The organism is Anaerospora sp., from assembly GCF_032013335.1.
Lineage (GTDB): Bacteria > Bacillota > Negativicutes > Sporomusales > DSM-15969 > Anaerospora.
Window position 1 is genome coordinate 11,425 of record NZ_DALZUO010000032.1, and the last position, 22,871, is coordinate 34,295.

23 protein-coding genes and 1 other annotated feature are annotated in these 22,871 nt (G+C 44.1%); of the genes, 20 read left to right on the forward strand and 3 right to left on the reverse strand.

Annotated elements, in window-relative coordinates; translation table 11 throughout:
* The first annotated feature begins 81 nt into the window (after window positions 1–81).
* Window positions 82–1,443 carry a DNA repair protein RadA gene (gene radA, locus RTR76_RS18480; protein WP_312523664.1) on the forward strand — a complete coding sequence of 454 codons (1,362 nt, stop codon included), beginning with the start codon at window positions 82–84 and terminating at the stop codon, window positions 1,441–1,443.
* Window positions 1,440–2,522, forward strand: a complete 1,083-nt coding sequence (gene disA / locus RTR76_RS18485) for a DNA integrity scanning diadenylate cyclase DisA (protein WP_312523675.1) — start codon at window positions 1,440–1,442, stop codon at window positions 2,520–2,522. Before radA ends, disA begins: the two co-directional genes overlap by 4 nt.
* Before the next feature lie 11 nt (window positions 2,523–2,533).
* Here disA and RTR76_RS18490 read toward each other — a convergent pair whose 3' ends face one another.
* The 3 genes from RTR76_RS18490 to RTR76_RS18500 form a co-directional block, all read right to left on the reverse strand.
* Window positions 2,534–2,869, reverse strand: coding sequence for a stage II sporulation protein P (locus tag RTR76_RS18490; protein ID WP_312523680.1), 336 nt, complete (start codon window positions 2,867–2,869; stop codon window positions 2,534–2,536).
* Between the two features lie 14 nt (window positions 2,870–2,883).
* Complete coding sequence (gene spoIIP / locus RTR76_RS18495) at window positions 2,884–4,008, reverse strand: stage II sporulation protein P (RefSeq protein ID WP_312523682.1); 1,125 nt, start codon at window positions 4,006–4,008, stop codon at window positions 2,884–2,886.
* Window positions 4,009–4,153: 145 nt separating this feature from the next.
* Window positions 4,154–4,549, reverse strand: coding sequence for a DUF1573 domain-containing protein (locus tag RTR76_RS18500; RefSeq protein WP_132083442.1), 396 nt, complete (start codon window positions 4,547–4,549; stop codon window positions 4,154–4,156).
* Window positions 4,550–4,834: 285 nt separating this feature from the next.
* On the opposite strand from RTR76_RS18500, the gene RTR76_RS18505 reads away from it, so the two are divergent.
* The 18 genes from RTR76_RS18505 to RTR76_RS18590 all read left to right on the forward strand — a co-directional run bounded on the left by RTR76_RS18505 (window position 4,835) and on the right by RTR76_RS18590 (window position 22,871).
* Window positions 4,835–5,944: a PIN/TRAM domain-containing protein gene (locus tag RTR76_RS18505; RefSeq protein ID WP_312523684.1), complete on the forward strand. Its 1,110-nt coding sequence runs from the start codon at window positions 4,835–4,837 to the stop codon at window positions 5,942–5,944.
* 85 nt (window positions 5,945–6,029) lie between these two features.
* Complete coding sequence (ispD, locus tag RTR76_RS18510; protein WP_312523686.1) at window positions 6,030–7,187, forward strand: 2-C-methyl-D-erythritol 4-phosphate cytidylyltransferase; 1,158 nt, start codon at window positions 6,030–6,032, stop codon at window positions 7,185–7,187.
* Window positions 7,188–7,286: 99 nt separating this feature from the next.
* On the forward strand, window positions 7,287–7,565 hold the full coding sequence (locus RTR76_RS18515) for a hypothetical protein (protein WP_312523687.1): 279 nt from the start codon (window positions 7,287–7,289) through the stop codon (window positions 7,563–7,565).
* 207 nt (window positions 7,566–7,772) lie between these two features.
* Entirely contained in the window at window positions 7,773–9,236 is a 1,464-nt protein-coding gene (gltX, locus tag RTR76_RS18520) for a glutamate--tRNA ligase (RefSeq protein WP_312523689.1), read from the forward strand.
* Between the two features lie 51 nt (window positions 9,237–9,287).
* Window positions 9,288–9,514 (forward strand) — a binding site (T-box leader).
* A 51-nt stretch (window positions 9,515–9,565) separates the two neighbouring features.
* Complete coding sequence (gene cysE / locus RTR76_RS18525) at window positions 9,566–10,249, forward strand: serine O-acetyltransferase (RefSeq protein ID WP_312523691.1); 684 nt, start codon at window positions 9,566–9,568, stop codon at window positions 10,247–10,249.
* A complete protein-coding gene (cysS, locus tag RTR76_RS18530) occupies window positions 10,230–11,663 on the forward strand; it encodes a cysteine--tRNA ligase (RefSeq protein ID WP_312523693.1) in 1,434 nt (477 codons plus the stop codon). Before cysE ends, cysS begins: the two co-directional genes overlap by 20 nt.
* Window positions 11,660–12,127, forward strand: a complete 468-nt coding sequence (locus RTR76_RS18535; RefSeq protein WP_396145475.1) for a Mini-ribonuclease 3 — start codon at window positions 11,660–11,662, stop codon at window positions 12,125–12,127. The genes cysS and RTR76_RS18535 overlap by 4 nt, the downstream gene beginning before the upstream one ends.
* Before the next feature lie 235 nt (window positions 12,128–12,362).
* Complete coding sequence (thyX, locus tag RTR76_RS18540) at window positions 12,363–13,040, forward strand: FAD-dependent thymidylate synthase (protein WP_312523695.1); 678 nt, start codon at window positions 12,363–12,365, stop codon at window positions 13,038–13,040.
* A gap of 82 nt (window positions 13,041–13,122) precedes the next feature.
* Window positions 13,123–13,875: a 23S rRNA (guanosine(2251)-2'-O)-methyltransferase RlmB gene (gene rlmB / locus RTR76_RS18545; protein WP_312523730.1), complete on the forward strand. Its 753-nt coding sequence runs from the start codon at window positions 13,123–13,125 to the stop codon at window positions 13,873–13,875.
* Window positions 13,872–15,224: a VanW family protein gene (locus RTR76_RS18550; protein ID WP_312523697.1), complete on the forward strand. Its 1,353-nt coding sequence runs from the start codon at window positions 13,872–13,874 to the stop codon at window positions 15,222–15,224. The genes rlmB and RTR76_RS18550 overlap by 4 nt, the downstream gene beginning before the upstream one ends.
* Before the next feature lie 57 nt (window positions 15,225–15,281).
* Window positions 15,282–15,800: an NYN domain-containing protein gene (locus RTR76_RS18555; protein WP_312523699.1), complete on the forward strand. Its 519-nt coding sequence runs from the start codon at window positions 15,282–15,284 to the stop codon at window positions 15,798–15,800.
* Window positions 15,801–15,962: 162 nt separating this feature from the next.
* Window positions 15,963–16,700, forward strand: a complete 738-nt coding sequence (gene sigH, locus RTR76_RS18560) for an RNA polymerase sporulation sigma factor SigH (protein ID WP_312523702.1) — start codon at window positions 15,963–15,965, stop codon at window positions 16,698–16,700.
* A gap of 151 nt (window positions 16,701–16,851) precedes the next feature.
* Window positions 16,852–17,316, forward strand: coding sequence for a BREX-3 system P-loop-containing protein BrxF (gene brxF / locus RTR76_RS18565; protein ID WP_312523704.1), 465 nt, complete (start codon window positions 16,852–16,854; stop codon window positions 17,314–17,316).
* 118 nt (window positions 17,317–17,434) lie between these two features.
* Complete coding sequence (locus RTR76_RS18570) at window positions 17,435–17,971, forward strand: peroxiredoxin (protein ID WP_312523705.1); 537 nt, start codon at window positions 17,435–17,437, stop codon at window positions 17,969–17,971.
* Between the two features lie 134 nt (window positions 17,972–18,105).
* Window positions 18,106–19,959 carry a two-component system sensor histidine kinase AtoS gene (gene atoS, locus RTR76_RS18575; RefSeq protein ID WP_312523706.1) on the forward strand — a complete coding sequence of 618 codons (1,854 nt, stop codon included), beginning with the start codon at window positions 18,106–18,108 and terminating at the stop codon, window positions 19,957–19,959.
* Window positions 19,946–21,337 (forward strand): sigma 54-interacting transcriptional regulator, encoded by a 1,392-nt coding sequence (locus RTR76_RS18580; RefSeq protein ID WP_312523707.1) that lies wholly within the window; start codon window positions 19,946–19,948, stop codon window positions 21,335–21,337. Before atoS ends, RTR76_RS18580 begins: the two co-directional genes overlap by 14 nt.
* Window positions 21,338–21,552: 215 nt before the next feature.
* A complete protein-coding gene (locus RTR76_RS18585; RefSeq protein WP_312523708.1) occupies window positions 21,553–22,215 on the forward strand; it encodes a 3-oxoacid CoA-transferase subunit A in 663 nt (220 codons plus the stop codon).
* A 5-nt stretch (window positions 22,216–22,220) separates the two neighbouring features.
* Complete coding sequence (locus RTR76_RS18590) at window positions 22,221–22,871, forward strand: 3-oxoacid CoA-transferase subunit B (RefSeq protein ID WP_312523732.1); 651 nt, start codon at window positions 22,221–22,223, stop codon at window positions 22,869–22,871.

Here is a 22,871-nt window from a genome sequence, read left to right on the forward strand (position 1 = left end):
AAAAAGCAATAACTATCACGAAAAAGAGCACTCTACTGTTATGTAGAGTGCTCTTTCAAATGAGGCAGGAGAGGATCAACTTTGTCAAAAGTAAAAATAAAATTTTGCTGCACCGAGTGCGGCGCAGATTCTCTGAAATGGCTGGGGCGCTGCCCCGGTTGCGGTGCTTGGAATACGATGGTTGAAGAAATAGCGGCTGCTAAGGCTGATAAACGCATTCGTTTTGTCCAGGGCAGTAAACCAAAGCCAATAACACAAGTTGATACTACTGCTGTCGGACGCCGGATTACAGGCGTAGCAGAATTTGACCGTGTACTGGGGGGAGGGATCGTGCCGGGAGCATTAATGCTAATCGGTGGAGATCCCGGTATCGGAAAATCAACATTATTGCTGCAAGTGGCAGCAGGCGTTAGTGCCCAATACGGCCCGGTGCTTTACGTATCAGGTGAAGAATCAGCCGTTCAAACTCGTATGCGGGCAGAACGATTAGGCAGCTTAAGCAATCATTTATTTATTATGACAGAAACTAATTTAGAAGAAATTACGGTTGCAGCTAATGCAATGAAGCCAGCCTTAGTGATTATTGATTCGATTCAAACCATGTTCAGTGCCGAAATTCCATCAGCACCGGGCAGCGTAGGTCAGGTTAGGGAAGCAACAGGCAAACTACTGCGCTTTGCCAAAGAAACAGATGTTCCGGTAGCGATCATTGGCCATGTGACGAAAGAGGGTAATATTGCAGGGCCCCGATTACTTGAGCATATGGTAGATGTGGTGTTGTACTTTGAAGGAGAAAGAAACTATGCCTTCCGGGTTCTGCGGGCTATGAAAAATCGTTTTGGCTCAACAAATGACAGTGGAATTTTTTCTATGGAGGAAAATGGGCTGACGGAAGTCGTAAATCCGTCAGTGCTGTTGTTGGCTGAGCGCTCTCATAATATGCCTGGTTCGGTTGTACTAGCCTGTCTTGAAGGGGTACGGCCATTATTGATTGAATTGCAGGCATTAGTCAGCACAACAGTTTTTGGGATGCCTCGTCGGATGGCAGCAGGCTTTGATTATAACCGGCTAATTTTATTAATGGCAGTATTGGAGAAGCGGGTTGGGTTATCATTGGCTAATCAGGATGCTTATGTTAATGCTGTTGGCGGCATTAAAATAGATGAACCGGCAGCTGATCTTGCCGTGGCTTTATCCATCGCCTCCAGTTTTCGTAATATAGCTGTTGACAGCCAAACCGTAGTGATGGGCGAAGTCGGTTTAACTGGTGAAGTACGAATGGTTTCACGGGTGGATATTCGCATTAGCGAAGCGGCCACTCTTGGCTTTAAGCGTTTTGTGATCCCTGCGGGTAACCTGCCAGGACTTAAACTGAAGCAGCAAGGTCTGAAGATTGTAGGAGTACGTGATGTTACTGAGGCCATGGAGGCGGTATTCGTATGACAAAAATTAGAGATGAACGTTTTTGGGATGGCCGTTTTATCAAAACGATTAAGACACTGGCTCCGGGCACTATGCTGCGCGAGGGTTTGGAAAATGTTCTGCGGGCAAAAATGGGTGCATTAATCGTTATAGGTGACAGCGATTCTATTATGGAAGTGGTAGACGGCGGCTTTGTTTTAAATTGCGAGCTAACGCCGGCGGGATTCTATGAATTGGCGAAGATGGACGGAGCGCTTGTTCTGTCTAATGATGCAAAGCGGATTTTATATGCTAACGCTCAATTGGTACCTGATGCAGTTATCGAAACCACGGAAACAGGAACTAGACACCGCACTGCTGAGCGGACCGCTAAAGCTACAGGCGCGCTCGTGATAGCAATTTCTCAGCGGCGTAATGTTATTACTGTATATCTCGGAAATTTGAAATATACTTTAAAAGACTTAGCTGTTATTTTGAACCGGGCCAATCAGGCATTGCAAACTCTGGAAAAATATCGTCAAGTGCTTACACGGGGGTTGCGAACTCTAAGCGCTCTCGAGTTTGAAGATCTTGCCACACTGACTGATATTGCTGCTGTTCTCATCCGGGCTGAACAGGTAAATCGTATTGCCCGTGAAATTGAGAGAAATATAATTGAATTAGGTAATGAAGGCCGTTTGGTTAATATGCAAATGGAAGAACTGATGGCTGAAGAAGATGAAGAAATGCTATTAATCAAAGATTATTGTGTTAGTGCAGATGCGAAAGCACAGGAGGCAGTGAGAGAGCAATTGGCGGCTTTGCCTGAAGAAGCTCTTGAGACGGTAACGGTTTGCCGGCTGTTAGGTTATGGTGTTACTGCCAGTGCCGTTGATGTGCCTGTAGTGCCAAGAGGATACCGGATATTGAGAAAAATCCCGCGGCTGCCAATGATGATTACCGAAAATCTGGTTAGTCATTTTAAAACGCTGCACCGGATTTATAATGCAACAATTTCTGATTTGGATGAAGTGGAAGGTATTGGGGAAGTTCGGGCGAAAGCAATTAAAGACGGCCTAAAGAGAGTGCGGGAACAGGCACTCTTAGACCGTCATGTGTAGAACATATCCGTTTACTGTTTCAACTTCTGCTTATATTCATCTAAATTAATATCTTCTACAAACCGGGCATAGGCCCGGTTTTCTTCTACTTTAATGATGGTATACCGCTTGTTTTCTTCTGTAATTACTTCATCACCAACGCTAACAATAAGTGGTACATACATTAAGTCTACGCCGCTTACTTCATCAAAAATAATATAGTAGTCGTACACTTTTTGCGGCTGCTGTTCCGGCTTAGGCTGGACAGACATAAAGTTTAGCGGCAGCAGATGAGAGAGGGCAAGTAAGAGCAGCAATCCGGCTGCAATAGAGCCCACAATAAGCCACATACGGCGTTTGACAGCCACCTGGCTCAGCTCCTTTAATTCTTACGCTTTTTTCGAAACCGGAAAACATCACCGAATTCACGCTTAGTAAAATTACTGAATTTCTGCTTTGCTTCACTTAGACTGCCTGTGCTCAGCACAAGAAAGGCAGCGCCACCTACTATCACTGCACCTACCATATATATCATGTCCCTGCTTGTCCCACCATTAGGCATGTTGCTGGCAGCGATGCCATTGCCACTGGCAATGGGGCCGGCTTGAGCTACATTACCGGCTGTATTTGCTAAAAAAGTGGGAACGATATCGGCAAATAGAGTGATACTATGGTCGGCCGCAGCCCGGCTATTATATTGTGTTCCCACTTCAAGCAGCATGGCACGGGGGTTCAAATCCTGATTATAGTTGCCATGAGCGATAAAAATTCCGCGTATCAAGCCCTTATATTTGTTGTCAGCAGCAGATTTGATAGATTTGGCATAGTTCATCGTAGTTGCACGGTTTTGATTCTGGCGGCCTACAACTAAAAGAATTTTAGCAGCATCCTTGCCATTAAAGGAAGTCTTATACGCTTTGAGGGGAGCGCTGTCGCGATGTACATCAAAAAGTGCTACAGGACGTTCGCCGAGCAGCTTTGCAAAGGTTCTCCGGGAGCGATGATACGCATTTGCATCATGTGGATCATGCAGCGTCTTGCGATGATCAACTTCATAACCAAGTTCCGTGAGCCTTGTAGCAAAGGTTTCACCGACTTTGATGATGCTGCCGTTGCCTTTACTGGTTGCTGTACCATCTGTTGGTATATAACATTCATCAGTATGCGTATGATAGATGCCGATGAGTGGCGGCGGATTGGACTCCTCACCCTGGACCGGAAGGACTTCCAGTGGCAGAGCGCTTACTGTTTCGTCTCTTACATAGCGGGATATGGCTAATGTTCCATCGACAGATGTCACCTCATAAAGTCGATTGTCTTCATTGACAAATTCGTCACCAGGTCGTACTGTTAGTCCTGTTTGAAAAACAATGCTGCCTTGTTCATCGACAATAGTCATATAGCCGGATAAAAGTTCAGAATCATTCTCTAAATCGCTATTTGCACTAAAGACGGATGTCAGAGGAAGCAGCAAAAACAATAGAAAAAAAAGAATAAGGCGACTCATACTTGCACCCCATTTTTGTGAAAAAGTATCCTTTGTATCATGTCCGTCAGAATGGGGGTTTATGTATTGGATATGAAAAAATGCGATTCTTGCGAACCGCATTTTAGCTTTTGTGTTAAGCCTGCTATTACTATGAGTTATGTAACTAAGACAAATGAAAGGCACCTAAAGTTTTAATCTTTTGTAATTCATCCTTCATAATTTGATTTAATTCCAAACCGCTTAGGTTGCATAATGCAGCCAGGTAAAATAAGCTATGTCCTAATTCATTTGCCAATACTTCTTTGCAGGATTGGCAAGGTTCACCCGAAATATGAGATGACATAAAACGACGGGTTTCACTGTACTGGACATCGGCGGGAACACGCTGCCGCTGAGCATTTACCGCTATGCAGCCGCATTCCGTTACCGCTTTGGCAAATGCGCGGTTGACCCGGGCAGAGGACTCCTGATACTTTGTCATAACATCCAGTGCACTGCGATGGCGAATGAGATACTGGTCAACAGCTGTTTGAAAATCGAGGCAACATTTATCGTGCATTTTCCTACACCTCACTTTGAACCTATTATAAATTTGCCGGTATTCATTGTCAATGGGCGCCCATGGGAGGGGGGGAATTGACAATAAAGTTGCAATGTGATAAGATAAATAATTTTACAGTAAGTTGATGCTGTGATATAATACTCGTGGTATTAAAGGTATTATTTAGTCGTTTGCAGGGTACAATAGTAGAAATAGTTTTCCATAATTTGGATTTATGTGGTCAAATCTCTTGTGGCAAAACAAAAATTCATTTATAATAAAGTATACAAAGGAGGTGAGAGATTGCTTGATAAAGTATTGCGATTTGTAATAACCGCACTTGCAGCAATCGGCGGCCTGGTAATGACAGACCGGGTTATTCCTTATCTAGCTACCCTGTTGAGTGAGGACTTTTTTAACATTGGAATATTTGGCATAACAATGACCACTATTATGTCTTTTATTTTTGGGGGTCTGGTCGGCGGTGCGATAGGCTTTATACTGGCGCCTTATTTGATCAGACAGTTGTGGCAATTTACTTACTGGGTGGAAGCCAAATTAAATAAAATGCCGGTTTATGATGTGCTGGCCGGCGCATTAGGGCTTGCTGTTGGACTCATAATCTCGAATTTATTGGGATCGGCTTTTCTACCTATACCTCTTGTGGGTAAGTATGTTCCCGGTGTTCTAAGCATTATTCTAGGGTATTTGGGTATTAATGTAGCTATCCGTAAACGGGACGAACTATTTTCACTATTCGCTTCTTTGCCCAAGCTGGGGAAAGACAAGCAAAAAGACGGTAAGGCAGGCAATATTCATCAATATAAAATATTAGACACCAGTGTTATTATTGATGGACGAATAGCAGATATTTGTAAAAGCGGCTTTATTGAAGGTACACTCGTCATTCCAGTTTTTGTGCTGGAGGAACTGCAGCATATTGCTGATTCATCAGATTTGCTTAAACGTAACCGTGGTCGCAGGGGCTTGGATATTCTCAATCGGATTCAAAAAGAACTGAATATGGTCGTTCAAATTGATAATCGCGATTTTGATGATATTTCTGAAGTGGATTCTAAACTAGTCAAATTGGGCCAGATCCTGAAAGCCAAAGTAGTGACTAATGATTATAACTTAAATAAAGTTGCAGAACTGCAGGGTGTTCCGGTGTTGAATATTAATGAATTGTCCAATGCCGTAAAGCCAGTAGTGCTGCCTGGTGAAGAAATGGTCGTTCATGTTGTTAAAGATGGTAAAGAGTTGGGCCAAGGGGTGGCTTATTTGGATGATGGCACTATGATTGTTGTTGACGGGGGCCGCAGACATATTGGAGAAACAATAGGTGTACTCGTTACTTCAGTACTTCAGACTGCAGCCGGACGGATGATTTTTGCAAAACCTAAAGCAATATAATTTAAAGCCTGCCTGTAGGGCAGGCCTTTTTTATTTTTGAGAGAATATAAGCCTACAATATTGAAATGGAAAGGAAATATTTGTGATGATAACTGCGATTATTGCAGCTGCCGGCTCAGGAAAACGAATGGGCAGTGAAATAAATAAAATTTTTCTTACCATACATAATGTTCCAATAATTGCGCGAAGCGCAGCTGCGATAGCAGCTTGTCCCGAAGTGGATGAACTAATTATTGTGGGGGCAGCAAGCGAAATAGATAAGCTTGCTGAAGTATTGAGACAATATCAACCCGGTAAACCCTGGCGAATTGTTGCCGGTGCCAGTGAACGGCAATATTCTATTACCAATGCTTTGCAGGCAGTCAGTCAAGAGACAAAATTGATTCTGGTCCATGATGCAGCACGGCCATTGATTGATCCGGCGGTCGTAAAGCAAGTCATTGATGGTGCAAGAAAGCATAAGGCAGCTGTTGTTGCCGTTCCAGTCAAAGATACGATTAAAATAATTGACAACGAGAAATATGTTGTTGAGACACCGCCTCGGCAGACACTCTGGTCCATTCAAACTCCCCAAGGATTTGATGCCACTTTGCTGCGCGAAGCATATGCGCGGGCGTTGAAAGATGGTTTTTTAGGTACAGATGATGCCGGTCTTGTTGAAAGGTTGGGTAAAAAAGTAAAAATAGTGCCTGGCGGTTATAATAATATAAAAATTACTAGTCCTGAAGATTTACGGATAGCCGAAGCACTTTTAGGGGAGCGAAAAGATATGCGGGTAGGAATAGGATATGACGTACACCGGCTCACAGAGGGAAGGAAGCTAATTCTTGGTGGTATAGAGATCCCTTATTCTCATGGACTTGACGGGCATTCTGATGCGGATGTTCTGCTGCATGCGATCAAGGACGCGTTACTTGGAGCGGCGGCACTCGGTGATATTGGACGTCACTTTCCTGATACTGATCTACAGTATAAAGGAGCATCAAGTGTAATGCTTTTAGCGCGAGTGAGAGAGCTATTAGCAGAAAAAGGGTATGTAGTGCATAATGTAGACGCTACTATTATTGCAGAAAAACCCAAGCTGGCACCTTACATCTCTCAGATGAACAATACGATTGCCGAAACATTGCAGATTACGCTTGACCAAGTAAATGTAAAAGCAACTACAACGGAGACCTTAGGCTTTACCGGCCGCCGGGAAGGAATTGCAGCTCAGGCTGCAGTTACTATCATCGACGCATAGTCTGAAGTGCAAATATACGGACATACTGTGCATAAATGCTGTTCAACAGCGCATATTATTAATGCATTCATTAGTAATTAATGGCGGAGGTGTTCATGTATGCGTTATATCATAATTTTAGTTCTGGCAGCCACTATATTTGCTTCACCTGCTACGGCCTTTGCTGGCAACTTCAACATGAATATCAGTGTTTCCCGTATGGAAGACGGAACAACCTGCGGGGAGCTTTGGTTCAATAATAAAGTTTTCTGGCGGCTGCAAGTTCTTGCCGATGGTGCCAGGACGGTATCCAGCAACAAGAGTGTCAATACAACACTGATTACCCCTGATATCCTTAATGGGCTGTTTTTGATTAAGTTTAGTAACGAAACGGAATAAATGTAAACGCCTGCGGATGGTATAGCCACGCAGGCGTTTTTATTAGGACAGCAAAACAAGGGGACAGTCCCCTTGTTTACTAGGCTGCAGAAATCTTGTGTCAGTAAAACCGTCCCATGCCATATTGATTCTTTCGACAACTAAAATTTGCCAAAATCCATAGAATACTATACAATATCCATGAATAGGAAATGGGGGGTAAGAGTCATGTCTGAAAACGAACTGAGGGTACGGTTTGCACCAAGTCCAACCGGACCTTTTCATATTGGCGGTGCCCGGTCGGCCTTGTTTAACTGGCTGCTGGCAAAAAAACAAGGCGGGAAATTAATTCTGAGGGTTGAAGATACGGATCGGGAGCGCTCAACCAAGGAATCAGAGGAAAACATTAAAGCAGCTTTACAATGGTTAGGAATTACCTGGGATGAAGGTGTTGATATAGGCGGCCCTTATGGTCCGTACCGGCAGACGGAACGCCTGGAAATTTATCGCTCATATACGGATAAATTGCTTGCAAAGGGACAAGCCTATCATTGTTACTGTTCAGAGTCTGAATTGGAGATTGAACGGCAGAGACAGATGGATAAGGGGGAAACTCCACGCTATACAGGCCGGTGCTGCCATTTGACAGAAGCAGAAAAAGCTGCATTTATTGCCGAAGGGCGAAAACCGGTGGTGCGGTTTAAAGTAGTTGAGAATCAACAGATTATTTTCAAAGATTTGGTTCGCGGACTAATGAGTTTTGAATCAAATGGTGTCGGCGATTATGTCATTGTCAAGTCTGACGGAATACCTGTGTATAATTATGCAGTAGTGTTAGATGATGCCCTGATGAAAATTACACATGTAATCCGGGCGGAGGAGCACCTTTCTAACACACCTCGTCAGATTTTACTTTACCAGGCATTGGAATTACCTATTCCTGAGTTTGGTCATATTTCTCTCATCTTGGGAAAAGACCGTACGAAAATGAGCAAACGCCATGGAGCGACTTCTGTTGATCAATACCGCAGCTTAGGCTATTTGCCTGAGGCAATTGTGAATTTTTTGGCACTTTTAGGCTGGGCTCCGGCAAATGAGCAGGAAATTTTTTCTAGTGAAGAATTGATTGAACAGTTTGGTATGGATAGAGTTGCTAAAAATCCCGCTGTGTTTGACATTGACAAATTAAATTGGATTAATGCTCAATACATGAAACAGATAAGCGCGGAAGAAATTCTAGAAATGGCGCTGCCTCATCTGCGCTCGGCCGGATATGTTGGAGAAAGCATTGAAGCGGAGCAAAAAGCATGGCTGGTTAAAGTAATGGCTGCAACAAGAGAGTATATCAGTTATGCTGCACAAGTAGTGGAGCATGTGGATGTCTTCTTTAATGACAATGTTGAATTAGAGAATGATGAAGCGTATGAAGTATTGCGGGATGCAGATGCACCAGCAGTTTTCGATGCTTTTAAAGCGAAAATTGATGCGTTGGAAGTAATCGATCCAGCCAGCATTAAAGCATTACTGAAGGCTATCACCAAAGAGCTGAAGCTCGGCGGTAAAAAAGTGTTTATGCCGATTCGCGTAGCGCTTACCGGCAAAATGCATGGACCAGAATTGATTGATCTTATACCGCTTTTAGGTAGAGAGCGTGCTCTTGAGCGTCTTAAAGCCACGCTGGAAAAAGTATAGCTTGTTTGTTGACACCAATATGGCTCGATGATTATAATGGATAAGAATAGAAAAAATGCGATGAGCAGGAGAAGTATGCATATAACCAGCTCCCCAGAGAGGTATTGCCGTTGGCTGAAAGTGATACCGGGCAAGGAATGCAAAAATGCACCTGTGAGCAGGATGGCGGAAAATAGTATGCTATCCCGGTTGTACCGGCCGTTATCCGGAAATAAGCGAAGTATGCACTGTTAAGGCATGCTTAAACAGAGTGGGACCACGGAACCACCGTCTCTGTAAGAGTCGGTGGTTTTTTTATTTTCACCGTAATACTTTTGGAGGGGATTGCAATGTTTAGGCGGATTAAAAAAGATGTGCAGGTTATTTTTGAGCGTGATCCAGCCGCAAGAAGTGTGGCCGAAGTATTGCTTTGTTATCCTGGACTACATGCTATTTGGTTCCACCGCCTTTCTCATCCATTGTATAGAAAAGGTTGGGTACTTATACCGCGCATGATTTCAAATTTGGGACGTTTTCTTACTGGGGTGGAAATCCATCCAGGGGCTGAAATCGGTGAGGGGTTATTTATTGATCATGGTTCAGGAGTAGTGATTGGTGAAACAGCGCAGCTTGGTGCTAATGTTACGCTATACCAGGGAGTCACACTAGGCGGCACAGGTAAAGAAAAAGGGAAGAGGCATCCGACAATTGGGAATAATGTAGTTGTTGCGAGTGGTGCCAAGGTACTTGGATCTTTTAGTGTTGGTGACAATTCAAAAATTGGAGCCGGATCGGTAGTGCTTCATGCAGTGCCGCCAAACTCTACTGTGGTTGGTATTCCAGGCCAGGTAGTAGTAAAAGACGGCAAAAAGCTAAATGGTCGAGACAGTGAAGAAATTGACTTGGAACACGATCAATTACCCGATCCTATAGCAGAAATGCTAACCTGTATGCATCGCAATATGACGAGGCTAGAAGAACGGATCGTTCATTTAGAAGAGGAGCTGAAGAAAGATGACCCTAAAAGTATTTAATACACTCACAAAACAGAAAGAAGAGTTTATCCCTGTTGAGCCAGGAAAAGTAAAGGTTTACGTCTGTGGCGTAACGCCCTATAATCATCCTCATATTGGCAACGCCCGTCCCTTTGTTACATGGGATGTCATCAGACGCTACCTGGAATATCGTGGTTTTGATGTACTTCACGTTCAGAATTTTACCGACGTGGATGACAAAATAATTAATACAGCTAATGCCGAAGGCGTAACCTGGGATGTCATAGCCAATCGCTATATTGCAGCCTACTTCGAAGTAATGGACAAATTAGGAATTAGGCAGGCCCATTTATATCCCCGGGTTTCTGAGCATATTCCGGAAATTATTAATATGGTAAAAACACTTGTCGATAAAGGGGCGGCATATGAGGTAGACGGAGACGTTTATTACAGTGTTGCCGACTTTGAAGATTATGGAAAACTAAGTGGCCGTACCCTGGATGATATGCAGGCAGGAGCTCGTGTGGACGTGGATGAGCGGAAAAAGCATCCAATGGATTTTGCCTTGTGGAAAAGCGCCAAACCAGGCGAGCCTGCATGGGAAAGTCCTTGGGGGCCGGGACGGCCGGGCTGGCATATTGAATGTTCGGCAATGTCTCTGAAGTATTTGGGTAAGACTTTCGATTTTCATGGCGGCGGCAGCGATTTGATTTTCCCTCATCATGAGAATGAAATTGCTCAATCGGAAGCTTTTAGCGAGATTGATCCTTTTGTTCATTATTGGCTTCATAACGGCTTCATTACTGTTAATGAAGAAAAAATGAGCAAATCACTTAATAATTTCTTTTTAGTAAAAGATATTTTGGAACATTTTTCACCAGAAGTTGTTCGTTTCTTTATTCTTTCTACCCATTACCGCAGTCCTTTGGACTTTAGTGATGAGCGATTAAGTGAGAGCGGACGCAGTCTGGAGCGTTTGCGTACCGCAGTGGAAACTATTCAGCACCTGGAAAAAATGCCTGCCGGAGCAGAAAATGACGATTCTAAGAATCTGATTCAGGCAGCTGCTCAGGCACAATTGGATTTCGAAGCAGCAATGGACGATGACTTTAATACTGCTTTAGCTGGCAGTGTTATGTTTGGTTTAGCTAAAGAAATTAATATTTTTCAGAGTAAGGTAACCAATGACTGTGATCAGCAGGCTGTGTCTGCTGCTAAAAAAGCCTATTATCTCATTGCTGATATTCTTGGAATTTTAGTATTGGAGAGGGACGGCAAGCTAGAGGAGCAGGAAGGGCTGGTTGATCAGCTAATGGAAATTATTATTGAGCTTCGCCAGCAGGCAAGACAAAAAAAAGACTGGGCGATGGCAGATGCTGTGCGTGACCGTTTAGGCAGTATTGGTATTATATTGGAAGATTCGCCTCAAGGCGTTAGGTGGAAAAAAAGGTGAAATTCGATCACTTTGAATTACTGCGAAAGCGGGTATTAGAGCAAGTTGAGGCCGATTCGTCTGCGAAAGAGTTTGACGGACCGCCTCAGCGGCTCCATCCGTTGGTACTTGCCTATGTTGGAGATGCATTTTTTGCGTTGTATGTTCGTACCAGACTGCTTACTTATGAACAGGGCAGGGTTAGAATACTGCATGACTTTAGTGCAAAAATGGTTTCCGCTACCAGTCAGGCGAATGCCTTAAGGCAGATAGAGCCGGAATTAGTTGATGCAGAGATTGACATTGTTCGCAGGGGTCGCAATGCAAAATCAACAGTGCCCAAGAGCGCATCTGTAGCTGATTATCGCTATAGTACTGGTTTTGAAGCATTGTTGGGGTATCTATATTTGAGCAAAAATAATGAAAGATTGTCGGAAATAGCAGAAAAGGCATTTGCCATTATTTCCCGGGAAATGACAAAATAAGAGCAGTCTGCCGATAAAACGTTCTTGTTTGTGTTTTATTGATAGCCAGTGTCTTAGCAATGTTAAATCTTAGCTTAGCCAGCGTATCTTTTTTCGCACTGCTGCGTTGTCGTCGCCTTACATATTCCCGATATGCGCGGACTCCCCCGCCTTGCATTGCAAAAAAAATCTACACTGTCTAATTCTAATTCACAACTTTGCCAAGACACTAAAGACAAAAGGACAGGAGAAAAAGATGAAAGCAAAATTAATCTGCTATACCCCTGAGCCGGAAAGAACAGTCGCAATGGCTGCCCGGCTTTGTTACTCACCTATTGGCGCGGAACAGTTGGCTGAAAAGATGACTGAAGAGCAGATTGCCAAACTAGTTGGCAAAATTGTGGAAATGGGCCATCTTTCAACATTAGAGCATGTTAGCTTTACTTTTGCAATTGAGGGCGTGTCGCGAGTATTGACGCATCAGTTAGTTCGCCACCGGATTGCTTCATACTCCCAACAATCGCAACGGTACGTGAAAGAACATGACTTTGAATATATTGTACCGCCAAGTGTTGCGGCAAAACCGGAAGCTAAGGCAAAATTCGAAGAGTTGATGCAGACAATTCAACAGTCTTATGATGAACTGATTCAATTAGGCGTTCATCAGGAAGACGCAAGATATGTTCTTGCCAACGCTACGGAGACTAAGATTGTAGTCACCATGAATGCCAGGACGCTGCTGCATTTCTTTGAATTGCGCTGCTGTACCCGTGCTCAATGGGAAATACGCCAGATGTCCAATCTGATGCTTGCTGAGGTAGTCCAGGTTGCGCCTCTTCTCTTTAAAAAAGCCGGGCCAACCTGTGTGACTTACGGAGTTTGTAATGAGGGAGAATTAACCTGTGGCCGCTTGGCGGCAATGAATAGAAAATAGTATTAGCAGCTAAAACCGGGTTAATCCCGGTTATATTTTTAAATGAGCAGGGAAGACTATAAATCCTATTAGAAAAGGAGCGATCTTAATGTCAGAAGAATTTGTAGCTGGCCGTAACAGTGTTGCTGAAGTGCTGAAGAGTGGCCGTTCAATAAATAAAATACTCGTTGCTAAAGGTGAACGTCATGGTGCTATTAAGGAAATTATAGGACAAGCCCGTTCTCAAGGGCTTGTTGTACAAGAGGTTGATCCAGCTAAATTGGATCAGATCACAGAAGGTATGCGTCACCAAGGCGTAGTGGCGATGGTGGCTCCGGTGGCCTACGCAGAACTGGAGGATATTCTGGGTAAGGCGCAAGAAAGTGGTGAACAGCCGTTTATTGTGCTGCTAGATGAGCTTGAAGACCCTCATAATGTGGGCGCTATTTTACGTACGTCTGACGCGACTGGTGTTCATGGAGTGCTTTTACCCAAAAGGCGCAGCAGTCCTCTAACTGCTACCGTGGCCAAGACATCGGCCGGGGCTGTCGAATATGTTCCGGTAGCACGTATTGGTAATATATCGCAAACGCTAAAGAAATTAAAAAAGCAAGGTCTCTGGGTAGTTGGGGCCGATATGGATGGCGATAAGAATTACTACGAGGCCGATTTAACCGGACCAATTGTTGTTGTTGTTGGCAGCGAGGGTCAAGGAATGGGACGATTGACAAAAGAAGAGTGTGATTTTGTTGTACGAATTCCAATGAAAGGCAAGATAACTTCTCTTAATGCATCGGTTGCTTGTTCGCTGCTATTGTATGAAGTGCTCAGACAACGGGAGTTGAAGAATAAGTGAAAAAATGGGTGCTAGGTTTGACGGTAGTTCTGTTGGTGATGGGAATAGCAGGCTATACAGCCTTACGACCGCTTTTAGGGAATAAGGTGTATGATGGTGTGTCCGTAGACGGTGTTCAGGTTGGTGGGGTAAGCCGTGAGGAAATGACACAATTATTGACGGTTTGGCAAAACAGACAGCTAAATAAAAATATAACCCTTTATTATGGAGATACACGTTTTTATGTGGAACCCAAGAGCATTGATTTCGCTATTGATATTGATGCTACAATAGAGGAAGCCTGGAGTTTTGGCCGGCGAGGTAATTTATGGGAACGTCTGCAAAATATTCGTACAGCCAGTGAGCAGGGCTATCGCATACCAGTACGCATACGGTATAATGATAGTAAATTAAGTTATCTCCTTGATCAATGGCGGGAAGCCATTGATCAGCCTTCACGTAATGCCGCTTTAAGTGTGCTTACAGGTGGCATTGTGCCCCAGGAACCGGGGCGCCAATTGGAGCTGGAGGCAGTGCGGCCGCTTATTGTTCAGGCGCTAAGAAGTCCTGAAGCGATTAATCTGCCATTACCGGTTAAGCCGTTGGAACCGGAGATTACGGTGGCAGATATCAGCCAGACAGGTATTCGGGAATTGCTAGCAACGTATACTACAAAGTTTGATGCTAAAGAGGCAAACCGGACGGCTAACATAAAGCTGTCAGCACGTAAGATAAATGGTCAAATTGTTTACCCTGGCCGGACTTTTTCGTTTAATGAAACAGTGGGACCACGGGAGAAGCCGCAGGGCTTTAAGGAAGCCTTGGAAATTGTTGATGGTGAATTTGTTCCCGGAATTGGCGGCGGAGTGTGTCAGGTGTCTTCAACCCTGTATAATGCTGTTCTTATGGCTAATATGGGGATTACAGAGCGCTTTAACCACTCGAAGCCACTGGGATATGTTTCTATTGGACGTGATGCCACAGTAGCCTATGGGGTGTTAGATTTTAAATTTACTAATACTTCTAATGGGCCGGTTATGATTATGGCGGAAGTGGAAAATGACACATTAGTGGTTGGTTTGTTTGGGCAGGCTCATCCTCAGGAAGCGGTAGAGGTTATGTCTATTGACAGGCAAGTTATTCCTCCGGCTATTATCAAGAAGCAAGATAGTGAATTATATTTGGGTGAAACCAAAGTTGATAAACAGGGAAAGCCAGGCTATGAGATTACTACTGTACGGGTAGTGCGCCTTGGTGGAAAAGAAGTAAAGCGCGAAGTGCTGGCAAAAGACCGTTACTTGCCAGATAATACAATAGTTAAGGTAGGAACAAAGCTTCCTCCCTTTGCACAGCAGAATAATAGTCAGTGATTAAAAAGAGCGGTCTATCAAGAAACCGCTCTAACGAATTTAATGTGGGAGAAACATATGAATGCCGCTCTTATTGTGGATGGGTATAATGTTATCAATGCATGGGCGGAACTGATTAAGCTCAAGGATCAGAGTCTGGAGCATGCTCGTGACAAATTAGTGGAAATGATGGCTGGTTATGGTGCGTATAAAGGATACCGGGTTACAGTTGTTTATGATGCTCATTCGGCTGCCAGTTTGACAGCAGTGGAAAACAAAGTATCCGGTGTGGATGTAATTTATACTGCTGATGGACAGACTGCCGACAGTTATATTGAGAAAATGGTATATCTGCTTGTCCGTCAACGAGAAACAGTATATGTAGTTACTTCTGACGGAGCGGAACAGATGGCTATTCTTGGGTCCGGTGCTTATCGTATTTCTACGCGTGAACTAAGGCGGGACGTTTTGGAATGTACTAAGATGCAGGAACGAACCTATGCCGAAAGCGTGTTGACTTATCGAAGGAATGAAGTCGGCAGCCGAGTTGATGCTGATATTATGCGGAAATTAGATGAGATGCGCCGCCGCCGTTGAGGGCCCGACTTTTTCGCAAGGACAAGAATGGCTTGACTAAAGATCAAATTGTAGAGTATAATTTGTTTTGACTGAGCATGTACAAAGACTAGCAAGCACTAGACTCTTGGTACATTTTCTTTTTCAGTGAAAGTAAAGCATAGATGGAATGGGGGCGATGTGATGCGGCTTAATACTCAACGCGAACTGTATGGCTGTTTTGATAACATGACCGACGAAGAAATTGTGATTGATGCAAAAGATAACGACAACACAGTCGCTCTGGAGTATTTAATTAACAAATACCGCAACTTCGTTCGTGCTAAAGCAAGATCCTACTTTCTAATCGGTGCAGATAGGGAAGATATCATTCAAGAAGGTATGATCGGACTCTATAAAGCTATTCGCGATTTTCGTAATGATAAACTTTCTTCTTTTCGAGCTTTTGCCGAATTATGTGTTACTCGTCAAATTATTACGGCAATTAAGACGGCTACGCGCCAGAAACATATTCCCTTGAACTCATATGTTTCCTTGAATAAGCCGATTTATGATGAAGACTCGGATCGGACATTGCTAGATGTATTGTCTGGTTCTAAAATTTCGGACCCGGAAGAATTGGTTATCAGCAGAGAAGAGTTTATTGATATTGAAGAAAAAATGGGTCAAATTTTAAGTGATCTTGAATGGAAAGTGCTTATGTCTTATTTGGACGGCAAATCCTATCAAGAAATTGCTGTCGAACTAGAGCGTCACGTTAAATCAATTGACAATGCTCTGCAGCGAGTTAAGCGTAAGCTGGAGCGATATCTTGACAACCGTGGCGACGATACTGATATTCGCGGCATGTATAAGGGCTTGGCCGGTCTTAATAAAGATGGGGCCATTGCGGGCTATAGTGACCATTTGGACGATGAATAAAAAAGGCATCCGCACAAGGGATGTCTTTTTCTCTTTGTAATTAAATTATTATTAGGCAGAGGATTTTGTTGTTTTTTGAGGAATGTTAGCCATAAGCAGCGTGGCTGACAACTATTAAAATATCAAAACCAATGCAAGGGGGAAATGGCAGATGGCTGTACCTATTCAGCATATAATTGAGAGTGTCCATGATGCATCCCGGAAGCCGGAACGGCTAATCTTGCTTGTAGGACGACCTGGTAGCGGAAAAAGTAAAATCTTGCGGGACTTGGCATCTATGCGTGGTTGGAAATATGTTGATACTCGGATACTAATTACAGATGACATTCTGGAGATGGTACCTAAGGCTCGGCCTGAGCAGGCGCCGGGTATTATGAGTGAGGCACTTACCGCATTAAAAGGAGAAGTCATTCTTTTGGACGGTATTGAAGTGTTATTTACTCCTGTACTTAATTTAGACCCTATGCCACTAATTAAACAATTGAGCAGAAAGCATACAATTGTTGTTGCCTGGCCGGGAGATTATACGGATGGAAAACTAGTACTAGATTATAATGGGCGCACACATTACTGTTCAATGGCTACTGAGGCGTTGCCTGTTATTGCGATTAACTAAATGCGCTTGTGGTAGTCTATCCTTCCTACTGTCTAATTTTGGTATACAATAGCAGGGAAATGGAAATTGTAAAATTAAATTAGCAGATATCTGTTATGCAAATAAAGGGAGGAGTAAAATGACTGCTAAAGTTGGTCAAAAGGCGCCTGAATTTCAAATGCCGAGTACGAAAAATCTTGATACGTTGGATCAGGTCGTGCGATTATCGGATTATCAAGGGAAATGGCTGGTTCTATTTTTTTATCCTCTGGATTTCACATTTGTTTGCCCTACCGAAATCAAAGGATTTGACAAACGGTTAGATGAGTTTCAAAAATCCGGTGCTGAGATACTCGGAGTGAGTACTGACAGTGTATACAGCCATAAGGCGTGGATTAAATTGCCTGTTGCTGATGGGGGGCTAGGGAGCCTCCGGTATCCGTTAGCATCAGATATGACAAAATCAGTAGCCCGTGACTACGGTGTATTGATTGAAGAACAGGGGGTCGCCTTGCGAGGCTTGTTCGTGATTGATCCGGAAGGAATTTTACGTTATTCGGTTATCAGTGACCTAAATGTAGGCCGCAGTGTTGATGAAACGCTTCGTGTAGTGCAAGCTTTCCAGACTGGCGGTTTATGCCCTATTGACTGGCATCCGGGTGAGCAAACTTTATAGCATTAGTTAATTTTAAAACCTCCGCTGTAACGCAGTGGAGGTTTTTTTGTTGTATAAAGATGGGTTGCATATTCTGAGTGGTACGGATTTTGCATAGAGATAAATAGCAAGTACTACAATAGAGAGGTTTTCTTATGTGGGAGTTTTGGGCTAAAAGCTTAAGAGGTCGTATGCTAATTCTATCCTTAATTATTGTCAATATTCCAATTCTGGTAGCCAGCTATGCGATGAAGCATAGTGCAGAACAATCTCTTCTGGATGAAAAAAAGAGTAAGCTGGCCGCTATTGCAGTTTTATTTGATTCCCGACTGGGGGCGCAGGGCTTTGACGGAATTCTCCGGAGGCATGGTGTTCAAGAAGGGAGCAAAGAGGAAAAGCTTAAAGTTCTCAATCGGGAGCTAATGGTAATTACAGACGAAATAGCGGCAGCTTCTCCCGGTTTGGGTGCAGGTTATTATGCCAGGGAATTAGATGCTATCGTAACATACGGGCCTTCACAGCAGTTCGGGTATACAGTAGGGTGGGCTATACGCAATGACCATCCAGGGCGATCAGTAATGGATAATAATGAGTTTCGCGTAGAGTTCGGGACATTGGTGCGTGGAAATATTATGAATGCTATGAGGCCTTTGCAGCGTGATGGGCTGGTTATTGGCTATGTGTTTGTAAATGAGCTGACCGATGATGTACGTGCGCAAGTGGCTGCAATGGATAGCAGTATTTCTCTGTCTGTTATGGTAGGCGTAATTGTGAGTTTGCTATTAATTGTGGGATTAACTGAGGGAATGATGCGCGATGTACAGTCGGTTATTTATGGTGTCAAAGAATTGAAATTCGATTTGCGTCGCCGTATAACCGGTTTAAGAGGGGAAATGGGAGAAGTTGCTGCAACTATCAATGAAATGGCTAATGCATTGGTTAATGCCCGTTCTCTTAGCGAGAATATTATGGATAGCATTGCAGATGGACTAATTGCTGTTGATACACAGGGCAGAATCAGCGCTTTTAACAGAGCAGCTGAGCAAATGACAGGATTTGCCCAGCAGGATGTGATGGGCAAGTTTTATGAAGAGATTTTTCATATGGAGCAGTATTGTCCAAGTCTATTGATTGATACACTGCGTACAGGAGAACCTCATATCGCAGGAGAGCTAAAATATCCTGTTAAGCAGGGAATCTTATGGATTAGTACAACTACCTCGCTTCTGCAGAATCTGAATGGAGAAGTCCTTGGAGCAGTTGTGGTATTCAAGGACCTTACCGAACGTAAGCAATTGGAAGATCAGGTAACCCGGGCCGAGCGGCTTGCGACTCTGGGAGAATTGGCAGCTGGTGTAGCCCATGAAATCCGCAATCCACTGACAGGTATTAAAGGATTTCTGCAATATTTTCAAACGGCAGGCACAGAAGAGGAGCGTCAGAAATATCTTCCCTTGCTGCTCCGTGAAGTAGATAGGATGAACAAGATCATTGAAGGTTTATTGTATTTTGCCCGCCCTTGCCAGGCTGCACTTGCGCCAACTGATTTGGGCAGGGTTATTCACGACACGCTAGTGTTAATTCGAAGCCGTGCAGAGCATCAAGGGATTATATTTACAGTTAATCTGCCTGATGATTTACCGCAGGTAGAATTAGATGAGGAACAGGTTAAACAAGTTTTTCTCAATTTGGTAATTAATTCGGTTCAGGCAATGGAGCAGGCAGGAACTGTATGCGTGAGCGGTAAGTATATACATAAGACTGATGTAGTAGAATTAAGCTTTGCAGATAACGGACCAGGTATTGCAGAGCACATAAAGAAAAAAGTATTTGATCCTTTTTTTACAACGAAAAAGACAGGAACGGGATTAGGACTGTCGGTGGTTCAACGGCTCGTTACGGCTCAAGGGGGCAATGTTATTTTAGAGGATAATCCAGGCGGGGGAACAATTGTCCGGTTACAGATTCCTCGCACGCGGAAGGGGGAAAGTACGAATGGTGAACACTAAAATTCTGATAGTTGATGACGAGGAAAGTGTACGCGCTATGCTTGGACTTATTTTGTGTAAAGAAGGATATGAGGTCAGTGAGGCTGATGATGGAGTTAAAGGCCTTGAAATAGCGGAGCGGGACCGCCCCGATGTAATTATCATGGACATTCGCATGCCTAAGATGGATGGGATGACAGCCTTTCGTGCCATAAAACAACGTCAATTATCGGCAGTTGTTATTTTAATGACAGCTTTTGGAACAGTTGATGCAGCGGTAGAAGCTATGAAGGCTGGAGCCTATGACTATATTATTAAACCCTTCAATATTGAGGAAGTTAAAATTCTTATACGTCGTGCTGTAGAGGCTAAACGGCTGACGGCAGAGGCAAACCTGCTTCGCAAAGAGATTTCCTCTTACTACCGGACCGACGGCACGCTCACTAATTCATCCAGGATGCGTCAGGTATATGAAACGGTAGCTAGAGTAGCTCCTGCTCAGACTACTGTATTGATTACGGGTGAAAGTGGTACCGGCAAAGAAGTGCTTGTTAACACCATTCACTACAATAGTCAAAGGGCCAATGGACCTTTGATAAAAGTCAACTGCAGTGCTTTGCCTGAGGCGCTTTTGGAGAGCGAGCTGTTCGGTCATGAGAAAGGTGCGTTTACAAGTGCAGCAGTGCGGCGGCTGGGCCGATTTGAACTAGCCGACAAGGGAACATTGTTTCTTGATGAAATTGGCGAAATGCCGCTAGCTGTACAGGTTAAATTATTGCGGGTGCTGCAGGAGCGGGAGTTCGAAAGAGTAGGCAGCTGCCAAACAGTGAAAACAGATATCCGGATTATAGCGGCGACTAATCGGTCCCTGCCGGAAATGGTAGCAAAGGGAGAGTTTCGGGAAGATTTATATTACCGGCTGGCAGTAGTTACGCTAGAAATACCTCCTTTGCGAAAGCGCCAGGAGGATATCGCCTTCCTTGGGCGGTTGTTTTTACAAAAATTTGCCCGTGAGGCAAACCGGGACATCGATGATTTTGATCGTGAGGCAATCGCTTTATTAGAGCAGCATCACTGGCCTGGCAATATCCGGGAGCTGTCTAATGTAGTGGAGCGGGCAGTCATAATGGGAACAGGCCGTTTAATCTTTGCTGAAGATCTTCCGCCGTATTTGCTGCCGCTGCAATGCGCTGCAGCTCTGCCGGAGAACCCGCCGTACTGGCAGGGAAGAAGTCTGAAGGATATTATCAAAGAAGCGGAAAAAAATATCATTCGCAAAGTGCTTGCCTGTAATCACGGCAATCGGATGAAGACAGCACGTGACCTGGCAATCAGCAGAAGAGCTTTGCAATATAAGATTGAAGAGTACAGCCTGGCAGGAGCGAATGAAGAAAGTTAAGCAGTGTGCAAAAAAATTCGCACCGCGCAAAAAGTAATCGTCTGGGTGTGCAATAAGTTGCCGGTTATTACGAAAAGTAATATTCATGCTGCGATATCTTTTGTAAATATGGCTCAAAATGACGTTTTTTCCAGATTAAATAATCTGGAAATTTTTATTTTATTGGCATGAAATTTGCAAATAAATAATATTGGTTCAAAGAAGGGGGAGTGAAAATGAATAAGGTAAGAAAACTGGAAGAAGCGCTCAATGGTGTCCATGATGGAATGTCTGTTATGATTGGCGGCTTTCTGGCGGTAGGAACACCACTGGCGTTGGTTGATGAATTAGTGAAAAGGCAAGTAAAAGAGTTGACCGTGATTGCCAATGATACGGCGATGCCTGAGCGGGGCATTGGCAAGCTTATCGTGAACCGGCAAGTAAAAAAGGCCATTGTTTCCCATATTGGAACCAATCCGGAAACAGGAAAGCAGCTACTAGCAGGGGAGCTTGAAGTTGAGTTGACACCGCAAGGGACGCTCGCAGAAAAAATCAGGGCAGGCGGCAGCGGTTTAGGCGGGGTCCTTACACCTACAGGAGTAGGGACAATTGTCGAAGAGGGTAAGCAAAAAATCAAGGTTAACAACCGGGACTATCTGCTGGAATTACCTTTGCGAAGCGATGTGGCGCTTATATATGCCCATAAAGCAGATAAGGCGGGAAATTTGGTCTTCAGACGCTCTGCCCGTAATTTTAATCCCGTTATGGCGATGGCCGCTGATCTGGTTGTAGCACTAGTTGGGGAAGTGGTAGAAGTGGGGGCGATTGATCCTGATGAAGTTATGGTGCCTGGCATAGTTGTTGACTATATTGTGGCAGAGCAGGGAGGTATGGACTAATGGCAATGGGCAGCAAGGAACTAATTGCCAGAAGAGTGGCATTAGAGATGAAAAATGGTGATGTTGTTAATTTAGGCATTGGCCTGCCTACACTGGTAGCCAATTATCTGCCTGCTGATATTTCCGTAACGCTTCATTCGGAGAATGGTTTTGTTGGATTAGGTCCGCTCAGCGGTTCCGCTGATGCTGATTTAGTTAATGCTGGTGGCCAACCGGCGGGGATCGTACCGGGAGGAGCTGTATTTGATAGTTTACTATCCTTTGCCTTGGTAAGGGGTGGACATTTGGATGTTACTGTTTTAGGTGGTTTAGAGGTAGATGTTAAAGGGAATCTGGCAAATTGGATGGTACCGGGTAAGATGGTGCCGGGGATGGGTGGTGCTATGGATCTTGTTGCCGGTGCACGTAAAGTTATTGTGGCTATGGAACATACGGCTAAAGACGGTTCGGCTAAAATTCTCAAACAGTGCAGCTTACCACTTACCGGACAAGGTGTTGTTTCGTTGATTGTCACTGAATTGGCGGTGATACGGGTAACTTCTGCAGGTCTGATCCTGGAGGAAGTCGCTCCGGGAATTACGGCAGAAGAAGTGGTCCAAAAGACGGAGGCTCCGCTGATTATCAGCAGCTCCCTTTCGACGATGAGAAGTGCATAA

What these genes read in the sequence shown, in the direction of transcription:
- spoIIP (WP_312523682.1), bottom strand. Translation starts at nt 4,008, where the DNA reads ATGAGTCGCCTTATTCTTTTTTTTCTATTGTTTTTGCTGCTTCCTCTG.
- RTR76_RS18515 (WP_312523687.1), top strand. Translation starts at nt 7,287, where the DNA reads ATGCGTTATATCATAATTTTAGTTCTGGCAGCCACTATATTTGCTTCA.
- thyX (WP_312523695.1), top strand. Translation starts at nt 12,363, where the DNA reads ATGAAAGCAAAATTAATCTGCTATACCCCTGAGCCGGAAAGAACAGTC.
- cysE (WP_312523691.1), top strand. Translation starts at nt 9,566, where the DNA reads ATGTTTAGGCGGATTAAAAAAGATGTGCAGGTTATTTTTGAGCGTGAT.
- gltX (WP_312523689.1), top strand. Translation starts at nt 7,773, where the DNA reads ATGTCTGAAAACGAACTGAGGGTACGGTTTGCACCAAGTCCAACCGGA.
- ispD (WP_312523686.1), top strand. Translation starts at nt 6,030, where the DNA reads ATGATAACTGCGATTATTGCAGCTGCCGGCTCAGGAAAACGAATGGGC.
- RTR76_RS18580 (WP_312523707.1), top strand. Translation starts at nt 19,946, where the DNA reads ATGGTGAACACTAAAATTCTGATAGTTGATGACGAGGAAAGTGTACGC.
- RTR76_RS18585 (WP_312523708.1), top strand. Translation starts at nt 21,553, where the DNA reads ATGAATAAGGTAAGAAAACTGGAAGAAGCGCTCAATGGTGTCCATGAT.
- RTR76_RS18590 (WP_312523732.1), top strand. Translation starts at nt 22,221, where the DNA reads ATGGGCAGCAAGGAACTAATTGCCAGAAGAGTGGCATTAGAGATGAAA.
- disA (WP_312523675.1), top strand. Translation starts at nt 1,440, where the DNA reads ATGACAAAAATTAGAGATGAACGTTTTTGGGATGGCCGTTTTATCAAA.
- atoS (WP_312523706.1), top strand. Translation starts at nt 18,106, where the DNA reads ATGTGGGAGTTTTGGGCTAAAAGCTTAAGAGGTCGTATGCTAATTCTA.
- RTR76_RS18555 (WP_312523699.1), top strand. Translation starts at nt 15,282, where the DNA reads ATGAATGCCGCTCTTATTGTGGATGGGTATAATGTTATCAATGCATGG.
- brxF (WP_312523704.1), top strand. Translation starts at nt 16,852, where the DNA reads ATGGCTGTACCTATTCAGCATATAATTGAGAGTGTCCATGATGCATCC.
- RTR76_RS18570 (WP_312523705.1), top strand. Translation starts at nt 17,435, where the DNA reads ATGACTGCTAAAGTTGGTCAAAAGGCGCCTGAATTTCAAATGCCGAGT.
- RTR76_RS18500 (WP_132083442.1), bottom strand. Translation starts at nt 4,549, where the DNA reads ATGCACGATAAATGTTGCCTCGATTTTCAAACAGCTGTTGACCAGTAT.
- cysS (WP_312523693.1), top strand. Translation starts at nt 10,230, where the DNA reads ATGACCCTAAAAGTATTTAATACACTCACAAAACAGAAAGAAGAGTTT.
- sigH (WP_312523702.1), top strand. Translation starts at nt 15,963, where the DNA reads ATGCGGCTTAATACTCAACGCGAACTGTATGGCTGTTTTGATAACATG.